At 70.8% G+C, this 24,489-nt stretch carries 24 protein-coding genes and 1 riboswitch; of the genes, 6 read left to right on the top strand and 18 right to left on the bottom strand.

Going from position 1 to position 24,489, the window contains the following annotated elements; genetic code table 11:
• Positions 1-3 precede the first annotated feature (3 nt).
• Together ACH4ZA_RS20675 and ACH4ZA_RS20670 are read right to left on the bottom strand one after the other, a co-directional pair.
• Positions 4-393 (bottom strand): hypothetical protein, encoded by a 390-nt coding sequence (locus ACH4ZA_RS20675; RefSeq protein WP_319277540.1) that lies wholly within the window; start codon positions 391-393, stop codon positions 4-6.
• A gap of 216 nt (positions 394-609) precedes the next feature.
• Positions 610-1,491, bottom strand: a complete 882-nt coding sequence (locus tag ACH4ZA_RS20670) for a thioesterase family protein (RefSeq protein WP_398430878.1) — start codon at positions 1,489-1,491, stop codon at positions 610-612.
• Between the two features lie 142 nt (positions 1,492-1,633).
• Between ACH4ZA_RS20670 and ACH4ZA_RS20665 the strand changes: the two genes are divergently transcribed.
• Positions 1,634-2,872, top strand: a complete 1,239-nt coding sequence (locus ACH4ZA_RS20665) for an alpha/beta hydrolase-fold protein (RefSeq protein WP_319277544.1) — start codon at positions 1,634-1,636, stop codon at positions 2,870-2,872.
• Here ACH4ZA_RS20665 and ACH4ZA_RS20660 read toward each other — a convergent pair.
• The 9 genes from ACH4ZA_RS20660 to ACH4ZA_RS20620 all read right to left on the bottom strand — a co-directional run bounded on the left by ACH4ZA_RS20660 (position 2,781) and on the right by ACH4ZA_RS20620 (position 12,921).
• Positions 2,781-3,437 carry a trimeric intracellular cation channel family protein gene (locus tag ACH4ZA_RS20660; RefSeq protein ID WP_319277546.1) on the bottom strand — a complete coding sequence of 219 codons (657 nt, stop codon included), beginning with the start codon at positions 3,435-3,437 and terminating at the stop codon, positions 2,781-2,783. The two genes, ACH4ZA_RS20665 and ACH4ZA_RS20660, sit on opposite strands and share 92 nt — an antisense overlap.
• A 69-nt stretch (positions 3,438-3,506) precedes the next feature.
• Positions 3,507-4,862, bottom strand: a complete 1,356-nt coding sequence (locus tag ACH4ZA_RS20655; protein WP_319277548.1) for a dipeptide ABC transporter ATP-binding protein — start codon at positions 4,860-4,862, stop codon at positions 3,507-3,509.
• Positions 4,859-5,956, bottom strand: coding sequence for an ABC transporter ATP-binding protein (locus ACH4ZA_RS20650; protein ID WP_319277550.1), 1,098 nt, complete (start codon positions 5,954-5,956; stop codon positions 4,859-4,861). The genes ACH4ZA_RS20655 and ACH4ZA_RS20650 overlap by 4 nt, the downstream gene beginning before the upstream one ends.
• Complete coding sequence (locus ACH4ZA_RS20645; RefSeq protein WP_057584885.1) at positions 5,953-6,960, bottom strand: ABC transporter permease; 1,008 nt, start codon at positions 6,958-6,960, stop codon at positions 5,953-5,955. The genes ACH4ZA_RS20650 and ACH4ZA_RS20645 overlap by 4 nt, the downstream gene beginning before the upstream one ends.
• A 68-nt stretch (positions 6,961-7,028) precedes the next feature.
• The gene (locus ACH4ZA_RS20640) at positions 7,029-8,774 is read right to left on the bottom strand and encodes an ABC transporter substrate-binding protein (protein WP_319194747.1); all 1,746 of its coding nucleotides are present in this window, start codon (positions 8,772-8,774) and stop codon (positions 7,029-7,031) included.
• Positions 8,775-8,832: 58 nt separating this feature from the next.
• Positions 8,833-9,831 carry an ABC transporter permease gene (locus ACH4ZA_RS20635; RefSeq protein WP_057584881.1) on the bottom strand — a complete coding sequence of 333 codons (999 nt, stop codon included), beginning with the start codon at positions 9,829-9,831 and terminating at the stop codon, positions 8,833-8,835.
• A 552-nt stretch (positions 9,832-10,383) separates the two neighbouring features.
• Positions 10,384-11,139, bottom strand: a complete 756-nt coding sequence (locus ACH4ZA_RS20630) for an enhanced serine sensitivity protein SseB C-terminal domain-containing protein (RefSeq protein ID WP_319277602.1) — start codon at positions 11,137-11,139, stop codon at positions 10,384-10,386.
• Positions 11,140-11,288: 149 nt separating this feature from the next.
• Positions 11,289-12,083: an enhanced serine sensitivity protein SseB gene (locus tag ACH4ZA_RS20625; RefSeq protein WP_319277551.1), complete on the bottom strand. Its 795-nt coding sequence runs from the start codon at positions 12,081-12,083 to the stop codon at positions 11,289-11,291.
• 118 nt (positions 12,084-12,201) lie between these two features.
• Complete coding sequence (locus ACH4ZA_RS20620; protein WP_319277604.1) at positions 12,202-12,921, bottom strand: AAA family ATPase; 720 nt, start codon at positions 12,919-12,921, stop codon at positions 12,202-12,204.
• Between the two features lie 141 nt (positions 12,922-13,062).
• Positions 13,063-13,162: riboswitch (glycine riboswitch) on the top strand.
• A gap of 196 nt (positions 13,163-13,358) precedes the next feature.
• Here ACH4ZA_RS20620 and gcvT point away from each other — a divergent pair.
• The 5 genes from gcvT to ACH4ZA_RS20595 all read left to right on the top strand — a co-directional run bounded on the left by gcvT (position 13,359) and on the right by ACH4ZA_RS20595 (position 18,261).
• Positions 13,359-14,492, top strand: a complete 1,134-nt coding sequence (gene gcvT / locus ACH4ZA_RS20615; RefSeq protein ID WP_319277552.1) for a glycine cleavage system aminomethyltransferase GcvT — start codon at positions 13,359-13,361, stop codon at positions 14,490-14,492.
• A gap of 108 nt (positions 14,493-14,600) precedes the next feature.
• Positions 14,601-14,978, top strand: coding sequence for a glycine cleavage system protein GcvH (gene gcvH, locus ACH4ZA_RS20610; protein ID WP_057584871.1), 378 nt, complete (start codon positions 14,601-14,603; stop codon positions 14,976-14,978).
• Between the two features lie 14 nt (positions 14,979-14,992).
• Positions 14,993-16,255: a serine hydroxymethyltransferase gene (gene glyA, locus ACH4ZA_RS20605; RefSeq protein ID WP_398430873.1), complete on the top strand. Its 1,263-nt coding sequence runs from the start codon at positions 14,993-14,995 to the stop codon at positions 16,253-16,255.
• Between the two features lie 56 nt (positions 16,256-16,311).
• A complete protein-coding gene (locus ACH4ZA_RS20600; RefSeq protein ID WP_319277555.1) occupies positions 16,312-17,679 on the top strand; it encodes an L-serine ammonia-lyase in 1,368 nt (455 codons plus the stop codon).
• A 39-nt stretch (positions 17,680-17,718) separates the two neighbouring features.
• Entirely contained in the window at positions 17,719-18,261 is a 543-nt protein-coding gene (locus tag ACH4ZA_RS20595; RefSeq protein WP_319277556.1) for an MOSC domain-containing protein, read from the top strand.
• Between the two features lie 40 nt (positions 18,262-18,301).
• Here the strand turns inward: ACH4ZA_RS20595 and ACH4ZA_RS20590 are convergent, their stop codons facing one another.
• The 7 genes from ACH4ZA_RS20590 to ACH4ZA_RS20560 all read right to left on the bottom strand — a co-directional run bounded on the left by ACH4ZA_RS20590 (position 18,302) and on the right by ACH4ZA_RS20560 (position 24,484).
• Positions 18,302-18,964: an NAD(P)-binding domain-containing protein gene (locus tag ACH4ZA_RS20590; protein ID WP_319277557.1), complete on the bottom strand. Its 663-nt coding sequence runs from the start codon at positions 18,962-18,964 to the stop codon at positions 18,302-18,304.
• Positions 18,965-19,169: 205 nt separating this feature from the next.
• Positions 19,170-19,382 carry an EF-hand domain-containing protein gene (locus ACH4ZA_RS20585; RefSeq protein ID WP_319277559.1) on the bottom strand — a complete coding sequence of 71 codons (213 nt, stop codon included), beginning with the start codon at positions 19,380-19,382 and terminating at the stop codon, positions 19,170-19,172.
• A gap of 108 nt (positions 19,383-19,490) precedes the next feature.
• Positions 19,491-20,681: a hypothetical protein gene (locus ACH4ZA_RS20580; protein WP_398430870.1), complete on the bottom strand. Its 1,191-nt coding sequence runs from the start codon at positions 20,679-20,681 to the stop codon at positions 19,491-19,493.
• On the bottom strand, positions 20,681-21,499 hold the full coding sequence (locus tag ACH4ZA_RS20575; protein WP_398430868.1) for a polysaccharide deacetylase family protein: 819 nt from the start codon (positions 21,497-21,499) through the stop codon (positions 20,681-20,683). The genes ACH4ZA_RS20580 and ACH4ZA_RS20575 overlap by 1 nt, the downstream gene beginning before the upstream one ends.
• Positions 21,500-21,581: 82 nt before the next feature.
• Positions 21,582-22,085 (bottom strand): ATP-binding protein, encoded by a 504-nt coding sequence (locus tag ACH4ZA_RS20570; RefSeq protein ID WP_319277564.1) that lies wholly within the window; start codon positions 22,083-22,085, stop codon positions 21,582-21,584.
• A gap of 289 nt (positions 22,086-22,374) precedes the next feature.
• Complete coding sequence (locus ACH4ZA_RS20565; RefSeq protein WP_398430865.1) at positions 22,375-23,142, bottom strand: enoyl-CoA hydratase/isomerase family protein; 768 nt, start codon at positions 23,140-23,142, stop codon at positions 22,375-22,377.
• 88 nt (positions 23,143-23,230) lie between these two features.
• A complete protein-coding gene (locus tag ACH4ZA_RS20560; RefSeq protein ID WP_319277568.1) occupies positions 23,231-24,484 on the bottom strand; it encodes an Ig-like domain-containing protein in 1,254 nt (417 codons plus the stop codon).
• Positions 24,485-24,489 lie beyond the last annotated feature (5 nt).

Raw genomic sequence — 24,489 nt, 5'->3', positions numbered from 1 at the left:
TGGTCAGCCCTGCTGCTGGGCCTGCTGTCCCTGGCCGCCGCCCGGACCGCCACAGCCGCCGCCCTGACCGCCGCCGGGGCCGCCCTGACCACCGCCGCCGGGGGCACCGCTGGGAGCGCCGCTCGGGGCGCCCGACGGGACGCCGGTAGGGGCCCCCGTCGGCTGTCCCGAAGCCGCACCGGTCGGCGCTCCCGAGGGAGCGCCGCTCGGCGCCCCGCTCGGCATTCCGGAGGCGTTGCCGGACGGCGCCTGGCAGGACTGCTGCCCCGGACCGCCGCCGTTCGAGTTCGAGGAGGAGGAGTCGCCCGAGCCGCAGGCCGCCAGAGCGAGGGGCGAGAGCGCCAGCAGCGCCACCGCGGGGACGAGACGGACGGGCATCAGCGCACGCTTCATGAGAGTCAGCTCCAGGGAGATGGGGAGAACCTGAGGCGGGCACTCAACCAACGGCGCTTGGGGGCTTCCTGAGGCTTCTCTGTCCGCTGTCTGTCAGGCGGGCAAAGCGCCCCCCAAGAGAACTCCCCGACCTGGGAGTTGACCTCCGGGTCCGTCCGGCGGACGAGGAGGCGCTGGTACAGCTCCGTGACACGGACAGCCGGTCCGGGAGCCCGATCAGGCGAGCCGGGCCCTCGCCAGCTGGCGCGACTGCGCGACCAGCCGGTCCGCGCTGTCCCAGACCTCGGCGTCCTCCTCGAGGAAGCCGCCCGCGAGGTTGCGGGTGACGATGGAGACGCGCAGCGGTCCGGGAGCCGGACGGCAGCGGACGTGAACGGTCAGCTCCACCGTGGGGACCCAGCCGCGCAGACCGATCTCGAAGGCGGTCGGCGGCAGGGCGTCCACCGCCAGCAGCAGGGAGAGCGGGTCGGGGTCGCGGCCGTCCTTCAGGCCGAACCAGGCACGCATCTCACCCTTGCCGGACGGCTGCCCGAGCGCCCAGCCGAGGGTCGACGGGTCCAGCTTGAGCATCAGCCGGTCGGTGATGGCGGAGCTGCCGTCCACCGGGGCCGGTCCGTCCTCGGGGCCGAAGCACTGCTCGGGGGGCGGCATCGCCGGGGGCCTGGCCGTGGTGCGGACGTCGTCCGGGAGCGCGTCCAGGTCGCCGTAGGAGGCGAGGACGCGGATCCGCTCGACCTCGGCGCCGTGCTCGTCGTACTGGAAGAGCGAGGCCTGGCCGGTCGACAGGGTGCGGCCGGAGCGGACGACGTCCGTGCGGACGGTCGCGGGGCCGGGCTGCGACGCGGTGAGGTAGTGGGCCGAGATCGTGAACGGGTCGCCGTGCGGCAGGGCGTCCGCGAGGGCCCGGCCGAGGACGGCGAGGAGATAGCCGCCGTTGACGGCGCTGATGATCGTCCAGCCGGCCGACAGGTCGATGTCATAGACACCGGGCGCCCGCCGGGTGAGCGCGGTGTCCCGGTCGAACTCGCTGTCGCCGATCGAGGCCGTGACGGAGGCGACGGAGACCCGCTCGGCCGCCGCGGTAGCTGCTTCTGGCATGCCTGAACGGTACAGCAACTCGTTACTAAGCGGTAGCTTTGTGCGCGACGGAAGGTGAAGGCGGGACATGAGACGGCAAATTTCTCGGTAAGTGTCCCGACTCGTCCGTAACCTTGCCGCCCCTATTCCCCTCTGCAAGGACATGAGCCTCACCGGGACTCCGTTCCTCTACACCCTGATCGCCGTTTCCGTGCTCGCCGTCGCACTGCCGCTGCTGCTGTGGTCGCGGATGCGCGGACCGCGGCTGCTGCGCGTCGCGGCCCGGATGCTGATGCTGCTGTTCGCCCAGGGCACCGCCGTCGCCCTGGTCTTCGTTCTCGTCAACAACGCCAACAGCCTGTACGACACCTGGGGCGACCTGCTGGGCACCGGCACCCATGTGCAGCAGGCCGCCGACCTGGGCGCCGACGGCACCGGCGGCATCGCGCTCGATCGGCTGCCCAAGGTCAAGCAGCAGTTCGCGCGGGCGGACGGGACGGGGATGCACGCGGCCGGCGGGGTGCGCGTCACCCAGCTCGAGGGCCAGGTCTCGGGCGTGAACGCCGAGGTCTACGTCTGGCTGCCCCCGCAGTACGACGATCCCGCCTACGCGCACCGCTCCTTCCCCGTCGTGGAGCTGCTGCCCGGCTATCCGGGCTCCCCCAAGTCCTGGTTCGGGTCGCTGCACGTGCACGAGCAGCTGGAGCCGCTGATGCGCTCGGGCGAGATCGCGCCGTTCATCCTGGTCGCACCGCGCACCACGCTGCTGCCGGGGGTGGACACCGGCTGCGCCAACGTCCCGCACGTCGTCAACGCGGACAGCTGGCTCAGCATCGACGTGCCGAAGATGGTCAGGGACAACTTCCGGGCCCAGCCCGCGCCCAAGGGCTGGGCGGTCGCCGGGTACTCGGCGGGAGCCCACTGCGCGGCCAAGCTCGCCGTCGCCCACCCCGACCGATTCCGGGCCGCGGTGAGCCTGTCCGGGTACAGCGACCCGATCGGCGAGCACAAGTCCCTCGCGGCCAGGAGTCCTTCGCTGCGCCGGGCCAACAACCCCTACCTGCTGCTGCGCAAGGCCGTCGTGCCGCCCGCCGTGGCCCTGTACCTCTCCGGTCAGCCGCAGGACGGCTACGAGGCGGCGCTGGCCCTGCGCAAGGAGGCGAAGGCGCCGACGACCGTGCACGTCGTGTACATCCCGAAGAGCGCGGGCGGCCACTCCATGGCGCTGTGGCGGCCGCAGGTCGTGCCGGCGTTCCGCTGGCTGACCCTGCAGATGGAGCAGAGCCCCGTCGCCGGCGGCGGGGGCCGGGCTACTCCTCGCGCACCGTCGAGCGACGATTCCAGGCACGAGGCGCTCGCCAGTGGAACCTCATCGCCAGAAGCCGCAGCACGAAGGCGGTGACCGCAGCCGTCCCGCTGGCCAGCGGGGTGAGCACGTCGTAGCGGATGCAGAGCGCGACCATGGCGGCGCCGACGATCGCCGGGACCGCGTACAGGTCGCGGTCCCAGCGCAGGAGCGAGGGCACCTCGTTGGCCAGCACGTCGCGCAGCACACCGCCGCCGACCGCGGTGGCGAGCCCCAGCGCGGCCGACGCGGTGAGGCCGAGCCCGTAGTCGTACGCCTTCGTCGTGCCGGTGACGCAGAACAGGCCGAGGCCGGCCGCGTCGAAGACGTTGACGCCGGTCTGGATCCGCTCGACCTGCGGATGCAGGAAGACGACGAGCAGCGCGGCGAACAGCGGCGTGAGGAAGTACCCGAGGTCGGTGAAGGCGGCCGGCGGCACCGCCCCGATGACCAGGTCCCGGAACAGCCCGCCGCCGAGCGCGGTGACCTCGGCGAGCGTCGCGATGCCGAACACGTCGAAGTTCTTGCGGACGGCGAGCAGCGCCCCCGAGATGGCGAACACGAAGATGCCGAACAGGTCGAGGGTGTGCTGGACGGAAGGACTGAAGATCTGCTGGAGCACCCTTACATTGTCACCCAACAGACAGCCCCCGCCTTACATTGCAAGGCGGGGGCTGTGATCTGCTGGTGCTTACTTCTCCTTGGACGGCGTCTCACGGTCGGACGCCGGGGACGCCGGGGACGCCGCGGGGGACTCGGAGGCCTCGGGCTCCTCGGCCGTCTCGGGGGCCTCAGCCGTCTCCGCCGGACCGGCGGCCTCTTCGGCGGTCTCCGCCTCCGGGACCTCGGCCGTCTCGGCGGCCTCGGACTCCGGGTGGTCGGCGATCTCCGCCGCCACCGCCGCCGAGGTCGCCGCCGACTCGGCGAGCACCTCGTCGGCCACCAGCTCCGCCGCCTCCTTCGCGGCGGTCAGCAGGACGACGTCCTGCGGGGCCTGGTCCGCGAAGTTCTCCGGGTGGTGGCAGGCGACCTGCTGACCCGTCCGCAGCTCGACGAGCACGGGCTCCTGGGTCGCGCAGACCTGCGTCGCCTTCCAGCACCGGGTGTGGAAGCGGCAGCCGCTCGGCGGCGAGATCGGCGAGGGCACGTCGCCCTTGAGCAGGATGCGCTCGCTCTTGGCGCCCCGGCGCCTGGGGTCCGGGACCGGCACCGCCGACATGAGCGCCTTGGTGTACGGGTGCATCGGCGACTGGTACAGCGAGGTCCGGTCGGCGAGTTCGACGATCTTGCCGAGGTACATCACCGCGATGCGGTCCGAGACGTGCCGTACGACGGACAGGTCGTGCGCGATGATCACGTAGGTCAGGCCGAGTTCCTGCTGGAGGTCGTCCATCAGGTTGACGACCTGCGCCTGGATCGACACGTCCAGCGCGGAGACCGGCTCGTCCGCCACGACGAGCTTCGGCTTCAGGGCGAGCGCGCGGGCGATGCCGATGCGCTGGCGCTGACCGCCGGAGAACTCGTGCGGGTAGCGGTTGTAGTGCTCGGGGCTCAGACCCACGAGCTCCAGGAGCCGCTGCACCTCCTTCTTCACGCCGCCCTCGGGCTCCACGCCCTGGAGACGGAAGGGCGCCGAGACGATCCCGCCGATGGTGTGCCGCGGGTTCAGGGAACCGTACGGGTCCTGGAAGATCATCTGGATGTCCCGCCGCAGCGGGCGCATCGCGGACGGCTTCAGCCGGGTGATGTCCTGGCCCTCGAAGTGGATCCGGCCGCCGGTCGGCTCCTCGAGCCGGGTGATGACCCGGCCCATGGTCGACTTTCCGCAGCCGGACTCGCCGACGACGCCCAGGGTCTCGCCCTTGCGCACCTCGAAGTCGATGCCGTCGACCGCCTTGACCGCGCCGACCTGACGCTGCAGGACGCCCTTGCGGATGGGGAAGTGCTTCTGCAGGCCCTGGACCTTGAGCAGCACCTCGCGGTCCTCGGGGGAGGAGGCCTGCTGCGGAACCGGGGCGGCCGCGTCCGTCTTCTTCGTCTCACTCACAGCTTCGGCGCAATCTCTTCGGTCCAGATCCGCGTACGGTCCTCCGACGAGAGGTGACAGGCGGACCAGTGCCCGCCGCCGACCTGCTGCAACTCGGGGCGCACGGTGCGGGTGACATCACCCTTGGGCACGTCCGCGTACGGGCAGCGGGGGTGGAAGGCGCAGCCCGAGGGGACGTTGATGAGGCTCGGCGGCTGGCCCTTGACCGGGATGAGCCGCTCGGAGGTCTCACGGTCGATGCGCGGCATCGAGCCGAGCAGGCCCCAGGTGTAGGGGTGCTGCGGCTTCTCGAAGATCTCGTCGACCGGGCCGCGCTCCACGCACCGGCCGCCGTACATCACCAGGACGTCGTCGGCGATCTCGGCGACCACGCCGAGGTCGTGGGTGATGATGACGACCGCGGAGCCGAACTCCTTCTGCAGGTCCCGGATGAGGTCCAGGATCTGCGCCTGGACGGTCACGTCCAGGGCGGTGGTCGGCTCGTCCGCGATGAGCAGCTCGGGGTTGTTGACCAGCGCCATGGCGATCATCGCGCGCTGGCGCATACCGCCGGAGAACTCGTGCGGGTAGCCGTCCACACGCTTCGCCGGCTCCGGGATGCCGACCCGGTCGAGCATCTCGATCGCCCGCGCGCGGGCGGCCTTCTTGGTGACGTCGTGGTGGACGCGGTACGCCTCCACGATCTGGTTGCCGATCGTGTAGTACGGGTGCATCGCGGACAGCGGATCCTGGAAGATCATCGCCATCTCGCGGCCGCGCAGCCGGCGCACCTCGTCCGGGTCGGCGGAGACCAGCTCCTTGCCGTCGAGCCAGATCTCGCCGGACATCTGCACGTTCTTGCCGCGCGCGCCGAGCCGGTGCAGACCCATGATCGCCAGCGAGGTGACGGACTTCCCGGAGCCGGACTCGCCCACGATGCTGAGGGTCTTGCCCTTCTCCACCTGGAAGCTGAGCCCGTCGACGGACTTGACCAGGCCGTCGTCGGTCGGGAAGTGCACCTTGAGGTCGCGCACGTCGAGGAACGCGCCGGGCTTGTTCGAGGACGGGCCGGTGGGCTCGCCCACGGCGGCGCCGGTCTTGGACAGTTCGGTCACGAGAGCCTCACCCGCGGGTCGGCGGCCGCGTAGAGCAGGTCCACCAGGAGATTTGCGATGACGACGAAGAAGGCGGCGAGCAGCGTGACGCCGAGGATGGGCGGCAGGTCGTTGTCCGTGATGGCCTTCACCGCGTACTCGCCGACGCCGTGCAGCGAGAAGACGGACTCGGTGATCAGGGCACCGCCGAGCAGCAGACCGACGTCCATGCCGAACACCGTGATGATCGGCGTCAGCGCGGCCCGCAGACCGTGCCGGGCGACGACGTTGCGCTCGCGCAGGCCCTTGGCGCGGGCCGTGCGGATGAAGTCCTCGTTCATCGTCTCCAGCATCCCCGAGCGGGTCAGCCGCGCATAGATGGCGGAGTACAGCAGCGCGAGCGAACACCACGCGGGGAACAGCGTGTTGGCCCACTGCGCCGGGTTCTCGGAGAACGGCACGTAGGTGCGGCCGAAGATCGGGATCTGGTAGGTGAAGAGCAGGATCGCCAGGCTGCCCGTGAAGAACATGGGGAGCGACACACCGGCGAGCGCGATGCCCATGAAGGTGCGGTCGAAGATCGAGCGCGGCTTCAGCGCGGAGATCACACCGATGACCACACCGCCGACCAGCCACATCAGGGCGGCGCCGACGGCGAGCGAACCCGTCACCGGCAGGCGGGAGGTGAGCTGCGGCCAGACCGCCTCGTGGGTCTTGAAGGAGTACCCGAAGCACGGCGCGTCACAGTGCGCGGTGGTGGGCCCCAGGTCGTAGGTGGCACCGGTCACGACACCCTTGATGAAGTGCCAGTACTGGAGATAGACCGGGTCGTCCAGACCGAGGTTGCGCTTGACCGCAGCGATGTCCGCCGCCGACGGGCTCTTCCCGATGTACTGCTGGGCCATCTGGTCGGCGGTCTGGCCGGCGAGCCGTGGCAGCAGGAAGAAGATGGCGAAGGTCACCGCGGTGACGACCAGCAGCAGGATCACTGCCGCGAACGTCCGACGGAGGATGTACGAGATCACGGGGATCGGCCTGGTGCCCGCGGGCCGGGAAGCCCGCGGGCACCAATGCCTTCACCTGCCTTCCGGGGCTACTTCTTGGTCGTGCCGATGTTGAGGTAGTCGTACTGACCGCTGAAGGCCGCCGTCGACACCAGGTTGGTGTAGTTCGCGGGGCGGTACAGCAGGACCTTGAAGTAGGTCAGCGGCACGAGGGCCGCGTCGTCCATGACCTTCTTGTCGATCTGCGTGTAGATGGCGTTGCGCTGGGTCGCGTCCTGCGTGCCGATCGCCTTGGCGAGGTTCGCGTTGACCTCGGGGTCGTTCAGCTCCGACAGGTTGGTGTTGCCGGACGCGCCGATGGCGGCGCCGTTCAGGATCTGCTGCAGGAAGCCGTAGCCGCCCGGCCAGTCGGCGCCCCACTGCATCATCATCAGGCCGACGTTGTTCTTCTTGTTGAACGCCGGGACGCCCGCGTAGTCGGTGAAGTACTTGCCCGACGGGAACTGCTTCAGGCTGGCGTTGATGCCGACCTTCTTCAGCGAGGCGATGATCGCGGTGGCCGCGTCGATCTCCGGCTGACGGTCGCTGCGCGCGGTGATGTTGGTGGTGATCGCCGTCTTGCCGCAGGCCTTCAGCTGCTCCTTGGCCTTGGCGACGTCGCCCTTGTTGCCGTCGGTGGCGTAGGCGTCGGCCTTCGCGTAGCCCGGGATGTCCGGCGGGAGGACGGTGGTGGCGATGTCACCGCGGATCGGGCCGCCCTCGGCGGTCTGCACCGAGACCTTGTCGACGGCGTACTGCACGGCCTTGCGGCAGGCGACGTTGTCGAACGGCGCGACCTTGGTGTTGATCGCCAGGTAGACGAGACGGCCGCCGTAGGTGTTGTCGGTGTTGGCCTTCAGCGCGGCGTCGTTGATGACCTTCGCCTGCGTCGCGGCCTGGACGCCGGTGCCGCCGAGGTCGATCGCGTCGCCGGCCTGGACGTCCTGGTCGATCGTCTCGGCGTTGACCTTCAGCTTGACGACGATCTTGTCCGGGTACTGCTTGCGCAGCGGGTCGGTCTTCGCGTCCCAGTTCTCGTTGCGGACGAGGGTGACCTGCTTGCCCTCGTCGTAGCTCTCGAACTTGTACGAGCCCGAGGACACGATGTTCTTGACGTAGTCGATGCCCTTGTCCTTGGCCTCGGGCACCGGCGCGGTCTGCGGCGTCGCGACCAGGTAGTCGAACTCCTGGAACGCCGACTTCAGCTTGAAGACGATCGTGGTGTCGTCCGGGGTCTCGATGGACGCGAGACCCTTCTTGTCCTTGTACGGACCCTTGTACGCCTCGCCGCCCACCAGGAGCTGCTGGAAGTAGTTCGGGCCGAGGGACAGGACGTCACGCGCGAAGTTGGAGCGCTCGACGGCGTACTTGACGTCCTTGGACGTGATCGCCGTGCCGTCCTGGTACTTCAGGCCCGTGCGCAGCTTGTACGTCCAGGTCTTGCCGCCGTCGCTCGGCACGCCCGCGCTCGCCGCGAGGTCGGGGACGAGCTTGTTGCCCTCCTCGCCCGCGCCGGGCTGGAAGGTCATCAGCGGACGCGCGTAGACGCGGCTGAGGTTGTACATGTACGCGTAGTACGTGTTGCCCGGGTCGAAGGAGTCCGGCACGTCGGAGTACTCGTACGTGACCGTCCCACCCTTCTGGGTGGACGCGTTGACGACGCCCTTGGTGGCCGCGTCGGCCCCGGCGGACTTGCCGCCGTCCTTGTCCGTGTTGTCATCGGCCTTGCTGCAGCCGGCGAGCAACAGGCTCACACTGCCGATGGCCGCAATCGCGGCCAGCCCTGACCTTCGCATGATGGTCTGCTTCCCCTTTGTTGATGGAAATCTGTCGGACTCTCGCTGCGGCTGCACGTCAGCGGCTGCGCGGGTCGAGAGCGTCACGGAGACCGTCGCCGAGCAGGTTGAACGCCAGCACGGTCACGAAGATGGCGAGACCGGGCACGATCATGAACTGCGGATCGACCTGGTAGTAGGTGACCGCCTCCTTGAGCATGCCGCCCCACGACGCCTGCGGGGGCTGGATGCCGACGCCCAGGAAGCTCAGGCTGGCCTCGAAGAGGATGTTGGTCGGGATGAGCAGCGTCGAGTAGACGATGATCGGGCCGACCAGGTTGGGCAGCAGCTCCCGGAAGAGGATGTACGGCCCCTTGGCGCCCATGCCCCGCGACGCGTCCACGAACTCGCGTTCCCGCAGGGCGAGCGTCTGGCCCCGGACGATGCGTCCCAGATAAGGCCAGTTGAAGAAGCCGATGACGAAGATGAGCACGCTGATGTGCAGCGGCAGGCCCTCCATGCCGAACGCGCCGCCCTGCAGCGTGGCGGAGATGGCGATGGCGAACAGCAGGAGGGGGAAGGCGAGGAAGGTGTCCATCAGCCGGCTGATGATCGAGTCGACCCGCCCGCCGTAGTAGCCGGCGACCACGCCGAGGACGGCGCCGATGGTGTTCGACAGGATCGTCGCCCCGAAGGCCACGACCAGCGACACCCAGGAGCCCTCGAGGATGCGGGTGGCGATGTCGCGCCCGAACTTGGGGTCCACGCCGAGCGGGTGCTCCCAGCTCATGCCGCCGAAGTCCCCTTGGGGGATCGACGTGTTGGGGTCGATCAGGTCCTGGTTGAAGGCGTTGGGGTCCAGGCCGAACAGGGCCTGGATCGGACGCGAGAGGAGCGCGAGCACGATCAGCAGGATCACGATGACCCCGCCGGCCACGGCGACCTTGTCCTTCTTGAAGCGGGACCAGGCGATCTGCCCCAGGGAACGGCCCTCGATCTGCCCCTTCTCGACACCCGCGAGCACAGCCTCGGGCTGTACCTCGGTTGCCGACCCGGTGGTCTCGATCGGTGCGGTCACGGTGACCCGACCCCTCTCGCCGGCGGTGACCGGCCTTTGTCCGCCGCTGTCGGCGGCTTGATCCACTTACTGCCTGCTACGCGGCCGGCGCCGATGAGTGCGGCCCAACTGTCCAGTTGACCCCGGATTGCTGCCGATGGGCACTCGCTCACAGGATCGACGACCTCGCGTCTGAGAGGCGAGTCTTCAATGCATGCGCGATCACACGCCAGATCTGGCGGCGAAAGTATGCGTAACCGTGATGCCGACCTGCACATTCCGTTACCCGAACGCCACACCCCGACATCCGGAGAGTGCGGCGCGCCCGTCAGGTGTGCCCGGCGTCACATCACGGAAGAACCGGAACACTTCAGGACGTCGGCGCGAGGCAGAGCGCGGGATCGGCGGCAGGCACGGCCACGCGCCACGAGCCGGTGCGGGTCTGACGGGCGATCAGCGACCGGCCGTCCCGTGACCGGGAGTGACCGTCAGGACCCCGGAGGCCCGCACATCGGACGCCCGGACGCCGCACACCGGACGTCGGGCATCAGGCGTCGGGCGTCGGGCGTCGGATCAGTACGGGCGCGGGCCCGGGAAGCCGTAGCCGCCGCCCGGCCCCTGGGCCGGAGCGGGGGCGTGCGCCTCGCGGTCGTAGAAGGGGCGGGCGTTGGCGCGCATCCACATCACGACGGGGTCGTAGTCGTCGGTCATCGCGACCGTGGAGACCGGCAGCCCGTCCGGCACCGCGCCGATGGACTGCTGCATCATCGCCCGCACGGCGTCCACGGCCGCCGGGGAGGAGTCGTACACGTCGAGCCCGATGGCCAGGTAGGGCGCGCCGAGCGCCGGCTGCACCCAGGCCCGGCGCAGCGTGCGGACCGCCTGGGCGCGGTGGGCGTTCTGCGCGAGCAGCGCGTAGAACTGCGGGATCTCGATGGCGGGCTCGGACAGCCGGAGCGGGCCGGCGGGCTGCCGCTCCAGGCCGGTGGCGATCCGGCGCAGATCCAGCCACGGAATGCCGACGCCGCCACCGGGGGCGTGCGGGTTCAGCCAGAGGCCGTAGTGGTCGGGGTAGAGGGTCCGGGCCACGTCCAGCCCGTCGACCACCTCGTACGAGCGGTTCCAGCCGCTCGCGCTGAGCTCCTGGGCGGACGTCACACAGGGCGCGTAGCCGTGCCCTTCGACCTCCATGTTTCCGTACTGCGCGTCCGGGGAGCCGGCCTGCCCGTGCCACAGCAGCATCCAGACCTGACCCGAGGAGGGGGTCGCGAGCGCGCGCAGGAGCGCCTCGTAGGCGTCGTAGCGCCCGGGCGTGACCTGGCGCAGCATGTGCTCGACCGAGCCGGTCGCGGCAGTGCCAGCGCTCACTTTTTATCGCCCCTTCGAGAAGTTGCCCCGCGTCGGAGTCCAGCTTAGGCGCTCCGTATGGTCGAGCAGTTGAGAGCGCGGGCCGGGCGGCCCGCTCCCCGGTCCTGTGGCTAGTGGAGCCTGGAGTAGAAGGGGCGGACGCGCTCCCGCATCCAGTCGCCCACCGGGTCCTGGGCGACGTCGAGGAGGACCAGGTTGACCGGCCAGGGCGCCGCCGCCGTCGTCAGGGCCCTGCCGAGGGCCTCCAGGGGGAGTGCGCGCAGGTCGCCCTCCCACTGGGAGAGCTCGACGCCCACGAACATCACCGGGTCCGCCGTCTCGATCGCGGCCAGGCAGCGGCGGGCGGTGCGGACCACGCCGGCGGCCTCGAACTCCGCGGAGGCCGCCGCCAGGAAGTCGATCGGGTCGTCCTGCCAGTCCGGCTCGTAGAGGCGGACCCGGCCGCCGCCGGCCGGACCGTCCAGCGGGGTGCGGCCGGCCCGGCACAGCTCGGCCACGGCGGCCGGCGGCAGCGGGACGCCGACCACGCCGTCGGGGTTGACGAGGATGCCCGCCTGCGGCGGCAGGCCCCGCGCGAACTCCACGGCCGGCGCGACGGTGAACGACATGTGCGAGCCGACGACCTGGCGGAACTGCTCCTCGGAGCTGAAGACCGGCACGTACACCTGGCCGTCGAGTTCCATCGTGGGCAGGTCGAGGGGGCCGCTGTGCGGGCCGCCGCCACCGGGGAGCGGCACCCAGACGAAGCTGCGGCCGAGCACCTCCACGATCCGGCCGCCGGCTCCCGGCACGCCGAGGGAGGCGGAGAGCACCTCCTCCAGCTCGTTGCCGGGCCATCCGCCGTGCGAATGGGGGTGCGCCTGCGCCGGGAAGTCCGCGGGGAAGTCCGCCGGGGGGAAGTCCATCTGCCTACCGCCTGCTAAGAACCGCTCACTCTGCTGCTGTGACTGAAAGGCTAGCGGGTGTCGGCGGCGCCGCCTCTGCCCGTGGGACGACCAGCCCGCGCCCGGGGACCGACGCGCCTCAGCCCGTGAAGCCGATCCGCCGCAGGACGTCGGCGGCGGGCCGGTCGAGCAGGACCGCCGAGCCGCACCCCTCGGGCAGCCGGCCCTTCTCCACCGAGCGCAGCAGACGGGCGGCGGCGCGACGGTGCCGCAGGAACGCGTACCGCGAGACGCCTCGGCCGCGCTCGCGCTGGCCCCGCAGGGCCGTGTCCGCGCCGACGTCGAGGACGAGCAGGTGCAGGGCGCCGCCGCGGCGGCGAGCCGCGCGGGCCAGCCAGTCGCGGACCCAGGCCTGGGCGCCGCAGTCGTGGACCACGACGCCCCCGCCGTCGCGCAGGGCCCGGCGCAGTCCGGCGTAGTGGGCGAGGCGGACCAGCGGCCGGTAGAGGGCGTAGGGCAGCAGGCGGGGCATCCGGGCGTCCCAGCGGTCGCGGGTGTCCTGGGAGTCGATGCGGACGCCGTCCACCGCGCGCATCATCAGGGTCGACTTGCCGCTGCCGGGCAGACCCGTGACGACCACCAGGTCGCGCGGGCCGAAGAGCAGGCCGTGCGGACTGCGTCCGGCCCGCTCGCGCAGGTCGCGGACGACGGGCACGGGCTGCCCGGAGCACGCCCTGCGTGTCCGGGCGCCGGGCTGCGCGGGCAGCGTGATCCCCGAGCCGGCCGCGAAGGCCGTGGTCCTCGCCGAGGTCGTCCTCTTCACCGTGATCGTCCTCCCCTGGGGCCGGGTATGACTCATCCCCATCGCACGTAAAGAGAAGGTAATGCGCGGTGCCTCGCGTTTTCGTGCGCGTAGCGACACAAGCCGGTTACAGATCCGGCCTGCCGCGACGGGGGCGGGCCGTGCGATGATGGCCGCGCCAACTGCATACCGGCCGTTTGAATCCGCGCGGGAGAGTCCTCAGCAGCAGTTCCGCTGGGGCGCCGAAGGAGCAAGTCCCTCCCTTGAATCTCTCAGGCCCCGTTACCGCGCGGGCGAGGCACATCTGAAAAGCGGGCCGCCGTCGCCGGCGGTCCCACCCACGGTGCAAGCCATGTCCCGCCCCCGTTCGCAGCGGTGGTCATGGCGAACCTCTCAGGTTCCGATGACAGATGGGGAGGAACGACCTCGCCGTCCCCCCGCCCGGCTCCGCCCGCGCGGGAGGGGCACACGTCGCCTTGGGAGACGAACGACCGATGAGCAGCACCGCACCCCGTCACACCGCGCTCGATGCCCTGCATCGCTCGCTCGGCGCGACGATGACCGACTTCGCCGGCTGGGACATGCCCCTGCGCTACGGCTCCGAACGCGACGAGCATCTCGCCGTCCGCACCCGGGCCGGACTCTTCGACCTCTCGCACATGGGCGAGATCACGGTGACCGGCCCGCAGGCGGCCGAGTTCCTGAACTTCGCCCTGGTGGGCGACATCGGCGGCGTCAAGGCCGGCCGGGCCCGCTACACGATGATCTGCCGGGCCGACGGCGGCATCCTCGACGACCTGATCGTGTACAGGCTCGAGCAGAGCGAGTCCGGCTCGTCGCACTACATGGTCGTCGCCAACGCCTCCAACGCCCAGGTCGTGCTGGACGCCCTGGTGGAGCGGTCCGAGGGCTTCGACGTCGAGGTCCGCGACGACCGCGACGCCTACGCGCTGATCGCCGTCCAGGGGCCAAAGTCCCCCGGCATCCTCGCGGCCGTCACCGACGCCGACCTCGACGGCCTGAAGTACTACGCGGGCCTGCCGGGCACCGTCGCCGGCGTCCCCGCGCTCATCGCGCGCACCGGTTACACCGGCGAGGACGGCTTCGAGCTGTTCGTGAAGCCGGAGCACGCCGTCGAGCTGTGGCAGGCGCTGACCAAGGCCGGCGAAGGCGCCGGGCTGGTCCCCTGCGGTCTGTCGTGCCGGGACACGCTGCGCCTGGAGGCGGGCATGCCGCTGTACGGGCACGAGCTGAGCACCTCCCTCACCCCCTTCGACGCGGGCCTCGGGCGCGTGGTGAAGTTCGGGAAGGAGGGCGACTTCGTCGGGCGCGAGGCGCTCGCCGAGGCGGCCGCGCTGGCCGAGCGGCAGCCGCCGCGCGTCCTGGTCGGTCTGGTCGCCGAGGGCCGCCGCGTCCCGCGCGCCGGGTACGCGGTCGTGGCGAACGGCGAGGTGATCGGCGAGGTCACCTCCGGGGCGCCGTCCCCGACGCTGGGCAGGCCGATCGCGATGGCCTACGTCGACGCCGCGCACGCCACCCCGGGCGCTGCGGGCGTGGGCGTGGACATCCGGGGCAGCCACGAGCCGTACGAGGTCGTGGCGCTGCCCTTCTACAAGCGCCAGAAGTAGACACTGGGCCCCGGGCGCGAGTGACACTGCGCACATTCGCGCTGCTCACCCGTGCCCTGGACCGTCCCCCTTCATCAGCACTCCCCCGCGTACAGGAGAATTCAGGCCATGAGCAACCCCCAGCAGCTGCGCTACAGCAAGGAGCACGAGTGGCTGTCGGTCGCCGAGGACGGCGTCTCGACGGTCGGCATCACGGAGCACGCGGCCAACGCGCTCGGCGACGTGGTCTTCGTCCAGCTCCCGGAGGCCGGCGCCACGGTGGCCGCGGGCGAGTCCTGCGGCGAACTGGAGTCGACCAAGTCGGTCAGCGAGCTGTACGCCCCGGTCTCCGGTGAGATCACCGAGGTCAACCAGGACGTCGTCGACGACCCGGCGCTGGTGAACTCCGCCCCCTTCGAGGGCGGGTGGCTGTTCAAGGTACGCATCACGGGCGAGCCGGACGATCTGCTCTCCGCTGACGAGTACACCGCCTACACCGCCGGCTGAGGAGTCGTAGTCGCATGTCCGTCCTGAACACGTCCCTGCACGAGCTCGATCCCGAGATCGCGGCCGCGGTCGACGCCGAGCTGCACCGCCAGCAGTCCACGCTCGAGATGATCGCCTCGGAGAACTTCGCGCCGCTCGCGGTCATGGAGGCCCAGGGCTCGGTCCTGACCAACAAGTACGCCGAGGGCTACCCCGGCCGCCGCTACTACGGCGGCTGCGAGCACGTCGACGTCGCCGAGCAGATCGCCATCGACCGGGTCGAGGAACTGTTCGGCGCCGAGTACGCCAACGTCCAGCCGCACTCCGGCGCCTCCGCCAACCAGGCCGCCCTGTTCGCCCTGGCCCAGCCCGGCGACACCATCCTCGGCCTGGACCTCGCCCACGGCGGCCACCTCACCCACGGCATGCGGCTCAACTTCTCCGGCAAGCAGTTCGACGTCGTCGCCTACCACGTCGACGGGGCCGGCCTGGTCGACATGGCCGAGGTCGAACGCCTCGCCAAGGAGCACCGCCCCAAGGTCGTCATCGCCGGCTGGTCCGCCTACCCCCGCCAGCTGGACTTCGCCGAGTTCCGCCGGATCGCCGACGAGGTCGGGGCGTACCTGTGGGTCGACATGGCGCACTTCGCGGGCCTCGTCGCGGCCGGGCTCCACCCGAACCCGGTCCCGTACGCCGACGTGGTCACCTCCACCACCCACAAGACCCTCGGCGGACCCCGCGGCGGCATCATCCTCGCGAAGAAGGAGTTCGCGAAGAAGCTGAACTCCTCCGTCTTCCCCGGCTTCCAGGGCGGCCCCCTGGAACACGTGATCGCGGCCAAGGCCGTCTCCTTCAAGGTCGCCGCGGGCGAGGACTTCAGGGAGCGCCAGCGCCGCACGGTCGAAGGCGCCAAGATCCTCGCCGATCGCCTCACCGCGCCCGACGCCCGCGAAGCCGGCGTGAACGTCCTGTCCGGCGGCACCGACGTCCACCTGATCCTGGTCGACCTGCGCGAGTCCGAACTGGACGGGCAGCAGGCGGAGGACCGCCTCCACGAGGTCGGCATCACCGTCAACCGCAACGCCGTCCCCGACGACCCGCGTCCGCCCATGGTCACCTCCGGCCTGCGCATCGGCACCCCCGCCCTGGCCACCCGCGGCTTCACCGCCGAGGACTTCGCCGAGGTCGCCGACGTCATCGCCCAGACCCTCAAGCCGTCCTACGACGTCGAGGCCCTCAAGGCCCGGGTCACCGCCCTCGCCCACAAGCACCCCCTGTACCCCGGCCTGACCAAGTAGTTCCCCGGTGGGGGCGCCCGACGACGTGCGCCCCCACCCTGTCCCGAGGAGTTCCCGTGGCCATCTCGGTCTTCGACCTGTTCTCGATCGGCATCGGCCCGTCCAGCTCCCACACGGTCGGCCCGATGCGGGCGGCGCGCATGTTCGCGCGGCGGCTGCACAACGAGTCCCTGCTGGACTCCGCCGCCTCCGTCCGCTGCGAGCTGTACGGTTCGCTCGGCGCGACCGGGCACGGCCACGGCACGCCCAAGGCCGTCCTGCTGGGTCTGGAGGGCTCCTCGCCGCGCACGGTGGACGTGGAGACCGCCGACGAGCGGGTGGAGCAGATCAGGAGCTCCGGGCGGCTGCGCCTGCTGGGCACGCACGAGATCCCGTTCTCCTTCGACGACGATCTCGTGCTCCACCGTCGCAAGGCCCTCCCGTACCACGCCAACGGCATGACGATATGGGCCCATGACGCGCAGGGCGCGGAACTGCTGTCGAAGACGTACTACTCGGTCGGCGGCGGGTTCGTCGTGGACGAGGAGGCGGTCGGCGCGGACCGCATCAAACTCGACGACGCGGTGCTGAAGTATCCCTTCCGCACGGGCGACGAACTGCTGCGCCTCACGAAGGAGACCGGCCTGTCGATCTCCGCGCTGATGCTGGAGAACGAGCGGGCGTGGCGCACGGAGGACGAGATCCGGGCGGGCCTGCTGGAGCTGTGGCGGGTGATGCAGGGGTGCGTCTCGCGGGGCATGTCCCGTGAGGGCATCCTGCCGGGCGGCCTGCGCGTCCGCCGCCGCGCCGCCATGACGGCACGTCAACTCCGGGCTGAGGGGGACGCGTTGGCCCACTCCATGGAGTGGATCACGCTGTACGCCATGGCCGTGAACGAGGAGAACGCGGCCGGCGGCAGGGTGGTCACGGCCCCCACGAACGGCGCGGCCGGCATCATCCCGGCGGTGCTGCACTACTACATGAACTTCGTGCCCGGCGCCGACGAGGACGGAGTCGTCCGCTTCCTGCTCGCGGCCGGCGCGATCGGCATGCTCTTCAAGGAGAACGCCTCCATCTCCGGCGCCGAGGTCGGCTGCCAGGGCGAGGTCGGCTCGGCCTGCTCGATGGCGGCGGGGGCGCTCGCCGAGGTCCTCGGCGGCTCCCCGGAACAGGTGGAGAACGCGGCCGAGATCGGCATGGAGCACAACCTCGGCCTGACCTGCGATCCCGTGGGCGGCCTGGTCCAGATCCCGTGCATCGAGCGCAACGGCATGGCCGCGGTCAAGGCGGTCACCGCAGCCCGTATGGCCATGCGCGGCGACGGCTCGCACAAGGTGTCCCTCGACAAGGTCATCAAGACGATGAAGGACACCGGCGCGGACATGAGCGTCAAGTACAAGGAGACCGCCCGCGGCGGTCTCGCGGTGAACATCATCGAGTGCTGAACCGCCCGGAACGGGCGGGACACGAACGGGGGTCCCTGGATGAGCGGCTCGGTCGGCGCCGTCAGCAGCAACGGCACGTACTCCTTCACCAAGCCCAACCGGGACAGCGTCACGCTGATCGCCGGGCTCGGGGTGGAGGGCGACGTGCACGCCGGAGTCACGGTGAAGCACCGGTTCCGGATGAAGAAGGACCCTTCGCAGCCGAATCTGCGGCAGGTGCACCTCATCCACGAGGAGCTCTTCGAGGAGGTGCGCGCGGCCGGGTTCGAGGTGGCCGCGGGACAGCTCGGGGAGAACGTGACCACCCGGGGGATCGATCTCCTCGGTCTGCCCGTCGGGACGCTGCTGCGGCTGGGCACGGACGCCGTGGTGCGGGTGACGGGGCTGCGCAACCCCTGCGCGCAGATCGACGCGTTCCGGAAGGGGCTGATGAAGCAGGTCGTCGGGCGGGCTCCGGACGGCCGCCCGGTCTTCCGGGCCGGGATCATGAGCGTCGTGGTGAGCGGGGGCGTCGTGCGGCCCGGTGACCCGATCGCGGTCGAGCTGCCGGACGGGCCGCACGTGCCCCTCGAGATCGTCTGACCCCACCCTCGTCGGGCCGGACGAAAGCCCGGGGCGGCTCCTAGCCGCGGAAGGCCTCCGGGCGTTCCGGGCTCGCGTCGGCCAGGGCCTTGGCGACGGCCTCGACGCCGGCCTGCAGGCCGTAGACCGGGGTGTCGGGCTGCTGGCGCCAGGAGTCGGCGATGCCGCCCGCGTCGACGGTGTCGAAGCCGAGCTCGTCGATCAGGGCGCGCACCTTCGCCTTGGCCGCCTCGTCGTCGCCGGCGACCGGGAGCGCGATGCGGTCGGGGTGGCCGGCGGCCAGCGGACGGTCCAGGAGGTCCTGGGCGTAGGTGCCGTTGAAGGCCTTGACGACCGGGTGCCCGAGCTGCCGCTCGACCCAGCGGCTCTCGGTGAGGCCCTCGTCCTCGATGGCCGCGATCCGCCCGTCGCGTTGGCGCGGGTAGTAGTTGTTGGTGTCGACGACGACCACGCCGTCGGCCGCGCCGTCCAGGATGCCGGACGGCAGGTCCGGAACGGCCTTCAGCGGGACGGTGATCACCACGATCTCGGCGCCGCGAGCCGCCTCCCCGGCGGCGACGGGGGTGGCCCCCGTCTCCTCGGCGAGTTCCGTGAGCGTGTGCGGGCCGCGGGAGTTCGCGACCAAGACGTCGTGGCCGAGGGCGGCGAGGCGCCGGGTGAGGTTGCCGCCGATGTTGCCCGCGCCGATGATGCCGATCTTCATGACAGGCCTTGCCTTCCAGGAGTCGTGCTGGTCGATGGACGCCGAATAATCAATGCACATGCATGCTTCTGGTCGACGTCAACCCGGCCCGGCGGGGATCTATTCCGGTCCCCCACGACGAACTGCGGCCCCGAGCCCTGCGGCACGAGGCCCCGAGGCACGACGAAGGGGGCGCCTCGTCGCGGCGCCCCCCTGCCGGTTCACGTCACTTGTTCAGGTGGGCCCAGAACTCGTCGAACGACAGGAGCTTGTCGCCGTTCAGGTCGCGGGACTTGATGATGGCCTCGGCGACCGACTCGGTGACGTTCCAGTCGCCCTCCTGGGCCAGGGCGGTCTTGAACTCGGCCGCGGTGATGAAGCCGTCGCCGTCCGTGTCGATCCGCTGGAAATGGTTGCGCGCTTCTTCGATGTCGGCCACCGGTCCGCCCCTCTTCTTCATGCCTTGCGGGCACATGTGCTGTTCTGCTGTCCAACTGACGCAGGCCAGATTAACGGCCCCGCCGTCCGACGGACGCAGGACCTCCCGCTAGCGGAAGACACCCGTGTGGCCGAGCGAGTAGCGGCCGGGCTGCGGATAGACGGCCAGGCCGTGCGGGCCGCTGCCGACCTTGATGCGGGCGAGCTGGCGCCCGTCGGCGGTGTCGATCGCGTACACCTCGGAGTTGTACCGCCCGGACAGCCACAGGACCTTGCCGTCCGCCGAGACGCCGCCCATGTCGGGGCTGCCGCCGTCCGGGAGACGCCACTTCTTCGTGAGCTCGCCCCTGGTGAAGTCGAAGACGGAGACGGTGCCCTCGCCGCGGTTGGTGACGTACATCTCCCGGGAGTCGCGGCTGACGTACAGCCCGTGGGCGCCCCTGCCGGTGTGCAGGAACCGCGGCTTGCCGAAGGTGTCGCCGTCGACGATCCACATGCCGTGGGCCATCATGTCGGCGACGTAGAACAGCTTGCCGTCCGGCGAGACCTTCACGTCCTGCGGCATGGCGCCCTTGAGGGGCAGCTTCTGCTGGCCGACGACCTTCATCCGCGCGGTGTCGACCTTCAGCAGTTCGCCGCTGAACTCGCAGGACACGATGAAGTACTTGCCGTCCAGCGAGAAGTCGGCGTGGTTGACGCCGTAGCAGGAGACCGGTTCGGTCTTGATCCGCTTCATCGTGTGCGGGTCGCGGAAGACGAGCTCACGGTCGAGGGAGGCCATGACGACGGCGTACTTGCCGTCGGGCGTGAAGTAGAGGTTGTAGGGATCGTGCACCTCGACCGGCTTGCCCGCCTTCCCGGTCGCGGGGTCGATCGGGGTGAGGGTGTGCCCGCGGTTGTTGTTGACCCACAGGGTCTTGAGGTCCCAGGAGGGGACGACGTGCTGGGGCTGGCGCCCGACGTGGAGCGTCTCGATCACCCGGTAGGTCTTCGGGTCGATGACGGAGACGGTGTCGGACTCGGTGTTGGGGACGTAGACCCGGGACGGGAAGTCCTTGACCACCGGGGAGAGCCGGTTCGGGCGGTCTGCGGCGTAGACGTCCTTGGGGTCGAGCACGGGCGGCATGCCCGGCAGGCCGTCGACGACGGGTCTGGCGGCCTTCTTCGCCGGCGCGGGCACAGCCGCCTCGGTGGTCCGGCCCGTCCCGTGCCCGCCGCCGCCGGTGTCGGCGCCGCAGGCGGCGAGGAGGGCGAGGGCTGCGCCGGTCAGCAGGGCGCTGGTGACGAGATTGCGGTGCATCAGCCGATCAGCTCCGTGGCAGTGACCGCGCGCAGTCCGCGGCGGTCGAGTTCGTCCAGCAGGGCGGGGAGTGCGGCGACCGTGTCGGCGTACCCGAAGTGCAGGCTCACGACGGACCCGTTGCGGATCCCGTCGAGGACGTTGCGGGCGACGGCGGAGGCGCCGGGCGAGGTGAAGTCGAGGGAGTCGACTTCATAGGAGAGGACGTGCGGGTAGCCGGCCCGCCGGGCCAGCGCCGTGACCAGCGGGGAGGCGCGGGCCGCGCGGGAGGGCCGGAACCAGGCGCCGACGGATCCGGTGAGCCGGCGCAGCCGCTGCGCGCACCCGGCGATCTCGGCCGTCGCGTCGGCCTCGGACATGGCGTTGACGTCCAGATGCCGCTGGGTGTGGTTGCCGAGCTCGTGGCCGCCGTCCAGGATGCGGCGGGCGAGTTCGGGGTTTTCGTCGAGCCAGGTCCCGACGGCGAGGACGGTGACCCGGGAGCCGTGCCGTTCGGCTTCGCCGAGCACGGCGCGGGCGATGGCGGGGTCGCCCTGCCCGTGGAAGGTGAGGGCGACCCGGGGACGGCCCCGGGGGCCGTGCGCGATCTGGGCGGGCTGACCGGGGAAGGCGCGCGGGGCGGGGGCGGCCGGGGTGCGGGCGGGGGACCTGGAGACGGAGGGCCCGGAAACGGGGGACCGGGAGACGGCGGCGGGCTGGGCGGCGGCGCCGGAGGAGGACGCGGCGGGCGAGCACCCTGCCGCGAACGCACCCCCGGCGACGAGCCCGGCGCCCGCCCGCAGCGCGGAACGACGGTCGGATGGGGTCACCCACACCATTTAAAGGGTGATATGCCGCAATTCCGACCATTGACGTCTTCGCCGCGTCCGCCGGCCGGGGACCGTGGGCCCGACGGACCGGTCAGCGGTCGGCGACCCGCATCTCGAACCAGGTCGTCTTCCCGCGGGGCAGCAGGTCGACCCCCCAGCGGTCGGACAGCTTGTCGACGAGGAAGAGGCCCCGCCCGCTGACGTCCATCTCCTGAACCGGCATCAGACAGGGCAGCCCGCGGGAGGGGTCGCGGACCTCGACGCGGATCCAGCCGCGCCGGCGCCGCATCCGCAGGCCGAAGACGCGGGCGCCGGTGTGCCGCACGGCGTTGCCGACGAGTTCGGAGACGAGCAGTACCGCGTCCTCGGCCATCCTGGGGCCGAGCCCCCACTGGCGCAGGACCACGACCTGGGCCAGCCGGCGGGCCGCGGCGGCGGACTCGGGGCGGGACGGCAACGGCACCTCGCCCTCCGTCGGATTGCCGAACAACTCCAGCGCCTTGAGCGCCCGTTCGTCCTCGACCGCAGGCGACCAACGCGCCGCGGCCGCACGGCTGTGTCCCCGCGGCTGTTCGATGCCCTCCAGCCCCGCCATGCCCCCCATCATGGCCGCCCCGAGCGCCCTCCGGGGCCGTTCCCGTGGAATACGCCCCCCGGAATCCCTCGTTCCGATTGGCTCGATCGGCATATGCCAACGGCAGTACAGATGCCGACAAACCCACCCTGACCTGCTGCGAAGACCCGCCCTGCGGCAAGCGACGGACACCCCCGACAAGACAGGCTTAAGGTCGCCTTAAGGTTCCCCTAAACCGCCCCATCGGGGGACGCGGGTGAGAAGTCCCGTCAACAGCAAGTACCGGCGACGTCCGCGAAAGAGACGTCGATCACAGGAATTTGGCCTTGCCGGGCCCTTCCTCCACGAAGCTGCGCATGCCGGTCTCACGGTCGGCGGTGGCGAACAGACCGGCGAACCAGGTGCGTTCCACCGCCAGACCCGTCTCGATGTCCGTCTCCAGACCGGTGTCGACCGCTTCCTTCGCGGCGCGCAGGGCCAGCGCCGGCCCCTGGGCCAGCTTCGCCGCCCAGGCGTGCGCCTCGGTGTACACGTCGGCGGCCGGCACCACCCGGTCCACCAGGCCGAGGGTCAGCGCCTCGTCGGCCTTGACCATCCGGCCCGTGAAGATCAGGTCCTTCGCCCTGGAGGGGCCGATCAGCCGGGAGAGGCGCTGGGTGCCGCCCGCCCCGGGGATCAGCCCGAGCAGGATCTCCGGCTGGCCCAGCCTGGCGTTGTCCCCGGCGATGCGGAAGTCCGCGCAGAGCGCGAGTTCACAGCCGCCGCCCAGCGCGTATCCGGTCACGGCCGCCACGACGGGCTTGGGAATGCGGGCCACCGCGGTGAAGGACTCCTGCAGGGCGCGGGAACGCAGCACCATCGCGGTGTGGTCCATGTCCTGCATCTCCTTGATGTCCGCGCCCGCCGCGAACACCTTCTCCCCGCCGTACAGGACGACCGCGCGGACGTCGTCGCGCCGGGTCGCCTCCTCGGCGAGCTCCTTGAGACGGTCCTGCGTGGCGACGTCCAGCGCGTTCATGGGCGGGCGGTCGAGGCGGATCGTGCCGACGCCTTCGGCGACTTCGAGATTCACGGTCATGGCAGCAGGTTAACCACCACTAACGACGGCGGGCCCGGTGCCGTGTGTCACAGCACCGGGCCCGCCCGGGAGAGCAGGAGGGCGAACCCTACTTCTTCCAGTCCGCCCAGGAGATGTTCCAGCCGTTGAGGCCGTTGGACGGGTCGACCACCGGGTCGGTGGAGTTCTTCACGACGACCACGTCGCCGACCATGGACTGGTTGAAGAACCACGCGGCCGGCACGGAGCCGTCGTAGCCGCCGCGCACGTCCCGCAGGCCGATGCAGCCGTGGCTGGCGTTGTAGTTGCCGAAGGCGTCCCCGCCCCAGTAGTTGCCGTGCACGAAGGTGCCGGAGTTGGTCAGCCGCATGGCGTGCGGGACGTCCTTGATGTCGTACTCGCCGTCGTAGCCGACCGTGTCGCCGTTCATGCGGGTCACGGTGAACTTCTCGCTGATGACCATCTGGCCGTTCCAGGTGGCGTAGCCGGGCTTGCCGGTGGTGACCGGGATGGTCTTGACGACCTTGCCCTCCCGCATGACCTTCATCGTGTGCTTCTTGGCGTCCACGACGGTCACCTGGTCGCGGCCGATGGTGAAGGACAGCTTCTTGGACTGCTTGCCGTAGACGCCCTTGCGGCCCTCGACGCCGTCGAGGTTCAGCTCGACCGTCACCTTGGTGCCGGCCTTCCAGTACTTCTCCGGGCGGAAGTCCAGGCGGTCGTTGCCGAACCAGTGGCCCTCGACCTCGACCGCCGGCACGGTCGTGATCTTGATGGCCTTCTCGACGTCCGCCGGCTTGGTGATGCCCCGGGTGAACCGGACCGAGAACGGCATGCCGACGCCGACCTTGGAGCCGTCCTCGGGGGTGAAGTTGCCGATGAAGGTGTTCTGCGGGCTCAGCGTGGTGAAGGTGGAGTCCTCGGCGGCCGTGCGGCCGGCGGAGTCCTTGGCGACCGCGTGCACCTGGTACGCGGTGGACGCGGCCAGGTGCGTCGCGGGCGTCCAGCCGGCGCCGTCCGACGAGATGGCGCCGTCGATCTTCCTGCCCTTGGCGTCCTTGACGGTGACCTCGGTCAGCTTGCCCTTGGCCGCGGTGACCTTGAGGGCGCCGCTGGTGTCCACGTCCTTCGCGCCGGTCTTCGGGGCGATGGTGACGACCGCCTCCGACTGCTTGCTCTCCGCGGCGGCCGCGGCCCCCTTGTCGCCCTTCGGCTTGGCGTCGGACCCGGAGCCCGACCCGTCGCCGCCCCCGCCGCACGCCGTGACGGCGAGCATCATCCCGCCGACGATCAGCGCCAGCCGTCTGTTGCGGCCCCGTGAGCGCCCGCCAACCGACGCCCCCGATATCGGTCGCACGTTCAAGTCGT

The sequence above is a fragment of the Streptomyces sp. NPDC020597 genome, assembly GCF_044335095.1.
Lineage (GTDB): Bacteria > Actinomycetota > Actinomycetes > Streptomycetales > Streptomycetaceae > Streptomyces.
This window is presented reverse-complemented; position numbering and strand designations above follow the sequence as displayed.

Bases quoted from the DNA above. Each gene is read 5' to 3' on its own strand.
- ACH4ZA_RS20575 (WP_398430868.1), bottom strand. From the start codon at position 21,499: ATGGTGTGGGTGACCCCATCCGACCGTCGTTCCGCGCTGCGGGCGGGC.
- ACH4ZA_RS20620 (WP_319277604.1), bottom strand. From the start codon at position 12,921: ATGAGTCATACCCGGCCCCAGGGGAGGACGATCACGGTGAAGAGGACG.
- ACH4ZA_RS20565 (WP_398430865.1), bottom strand. From the start codon at position 23,142: ATGACCGTGAATCTCGAAGTCGCCGAAGGCGTCGGCACGATCCGCCTC.
- ACH4ZA_RS20595 (WP_319277556.1), top strand. From the start codon at position 17,719: ATGAGCGGCTCGGTCGGCGCCGTCAGCAGCAACGGCACGTACTCCTTC.
- ACH4ZA_RS20570 (WP_319277564.1), bottom strand. From the start codon at position 22,085: ATGGCGGGGCTGGAGGGCATCGAACAGCCGCGGGGACACAGCCGTGCG.
- ACH4ZA_RS20665 (WP_319277544.1), top strand. From the start codon at position 1,634: ATGAGCCTCACCGGGACTCCGTTCCTCTACACCCTGATCGCCGTTTCC.
- ACH4ZA_RS20590 (WP_319277557.1), bottom strand. From the start codon at position 18,964: ATGAAGATCGGCATCATCGGCGCGGGCAACATCGGCGGCAACCTCACC.
- ACH4ZA_RS20630 (WP_319277602.1), bottom strand. From the start codon at position 11,139: ATGCTGCGCCAGGTCACGCCCGGGCGCTACGACGCCTACGAGGCGCTC.
- gcvH (WP_057584871.1), top strand. From the start codon at position 14,601: ATGAGCAACCCCCAGCAGCTGCGCTACAGCAAGGAGCACGAGTGGCTG.
- ACH4ZA_RS20640 (WP_319194747.1), bottom strand. From the start codon at position 8,774: ATGCGAAGGTCAGGGCTGGCCGCGATTGCGGCCATCGGCAGTGTGAGC.
- ACH4ZA_RS20625 (WP_319277551.1), bottom strand. From the start codon at position 12,083: ATGGACTTCCCCCCGGCGGACTTCCCCGCGGACTTCCCGGCGCAGGCG.
- glyA (WP_398430873.1), top strand. From the start codon at position 14,993: ATGTCCGTCCTGAACACGTCCCTGCACGAGCTCGATCCCGAGATCGCG.
- ACH4ZA_RS20670 (WP_398430878.1), bottom strand. From the start codon at position 1,491: ATGCCAGAAGCAGCTACCGCGGCGGCCGAGCGGGTCTCCGTCGCCTCC.
- ACH4ZA_RS20675 (WP_319277540.1), bottom strand. From the start codon at position 393: ATGAAGCGTGCGCTGATGCCCGTCCGTCTCGTCCCCGCGGTGGCGCTG.
- ACH4ZA_RS20580 (WP_398430870.1), bottom strand. From the start codon at position 20,681: ATGCACCGCAATCTCGTCACCAGCGCCCTGCTGACCGGCGCAGCCCTC.
- gcvT (WP_319277552.1), top strand. From the start codon at position 13,359: ATGAGCAGCACCGCACCCCGTCACACCGCGCTCGATGCCCTGCATCGC.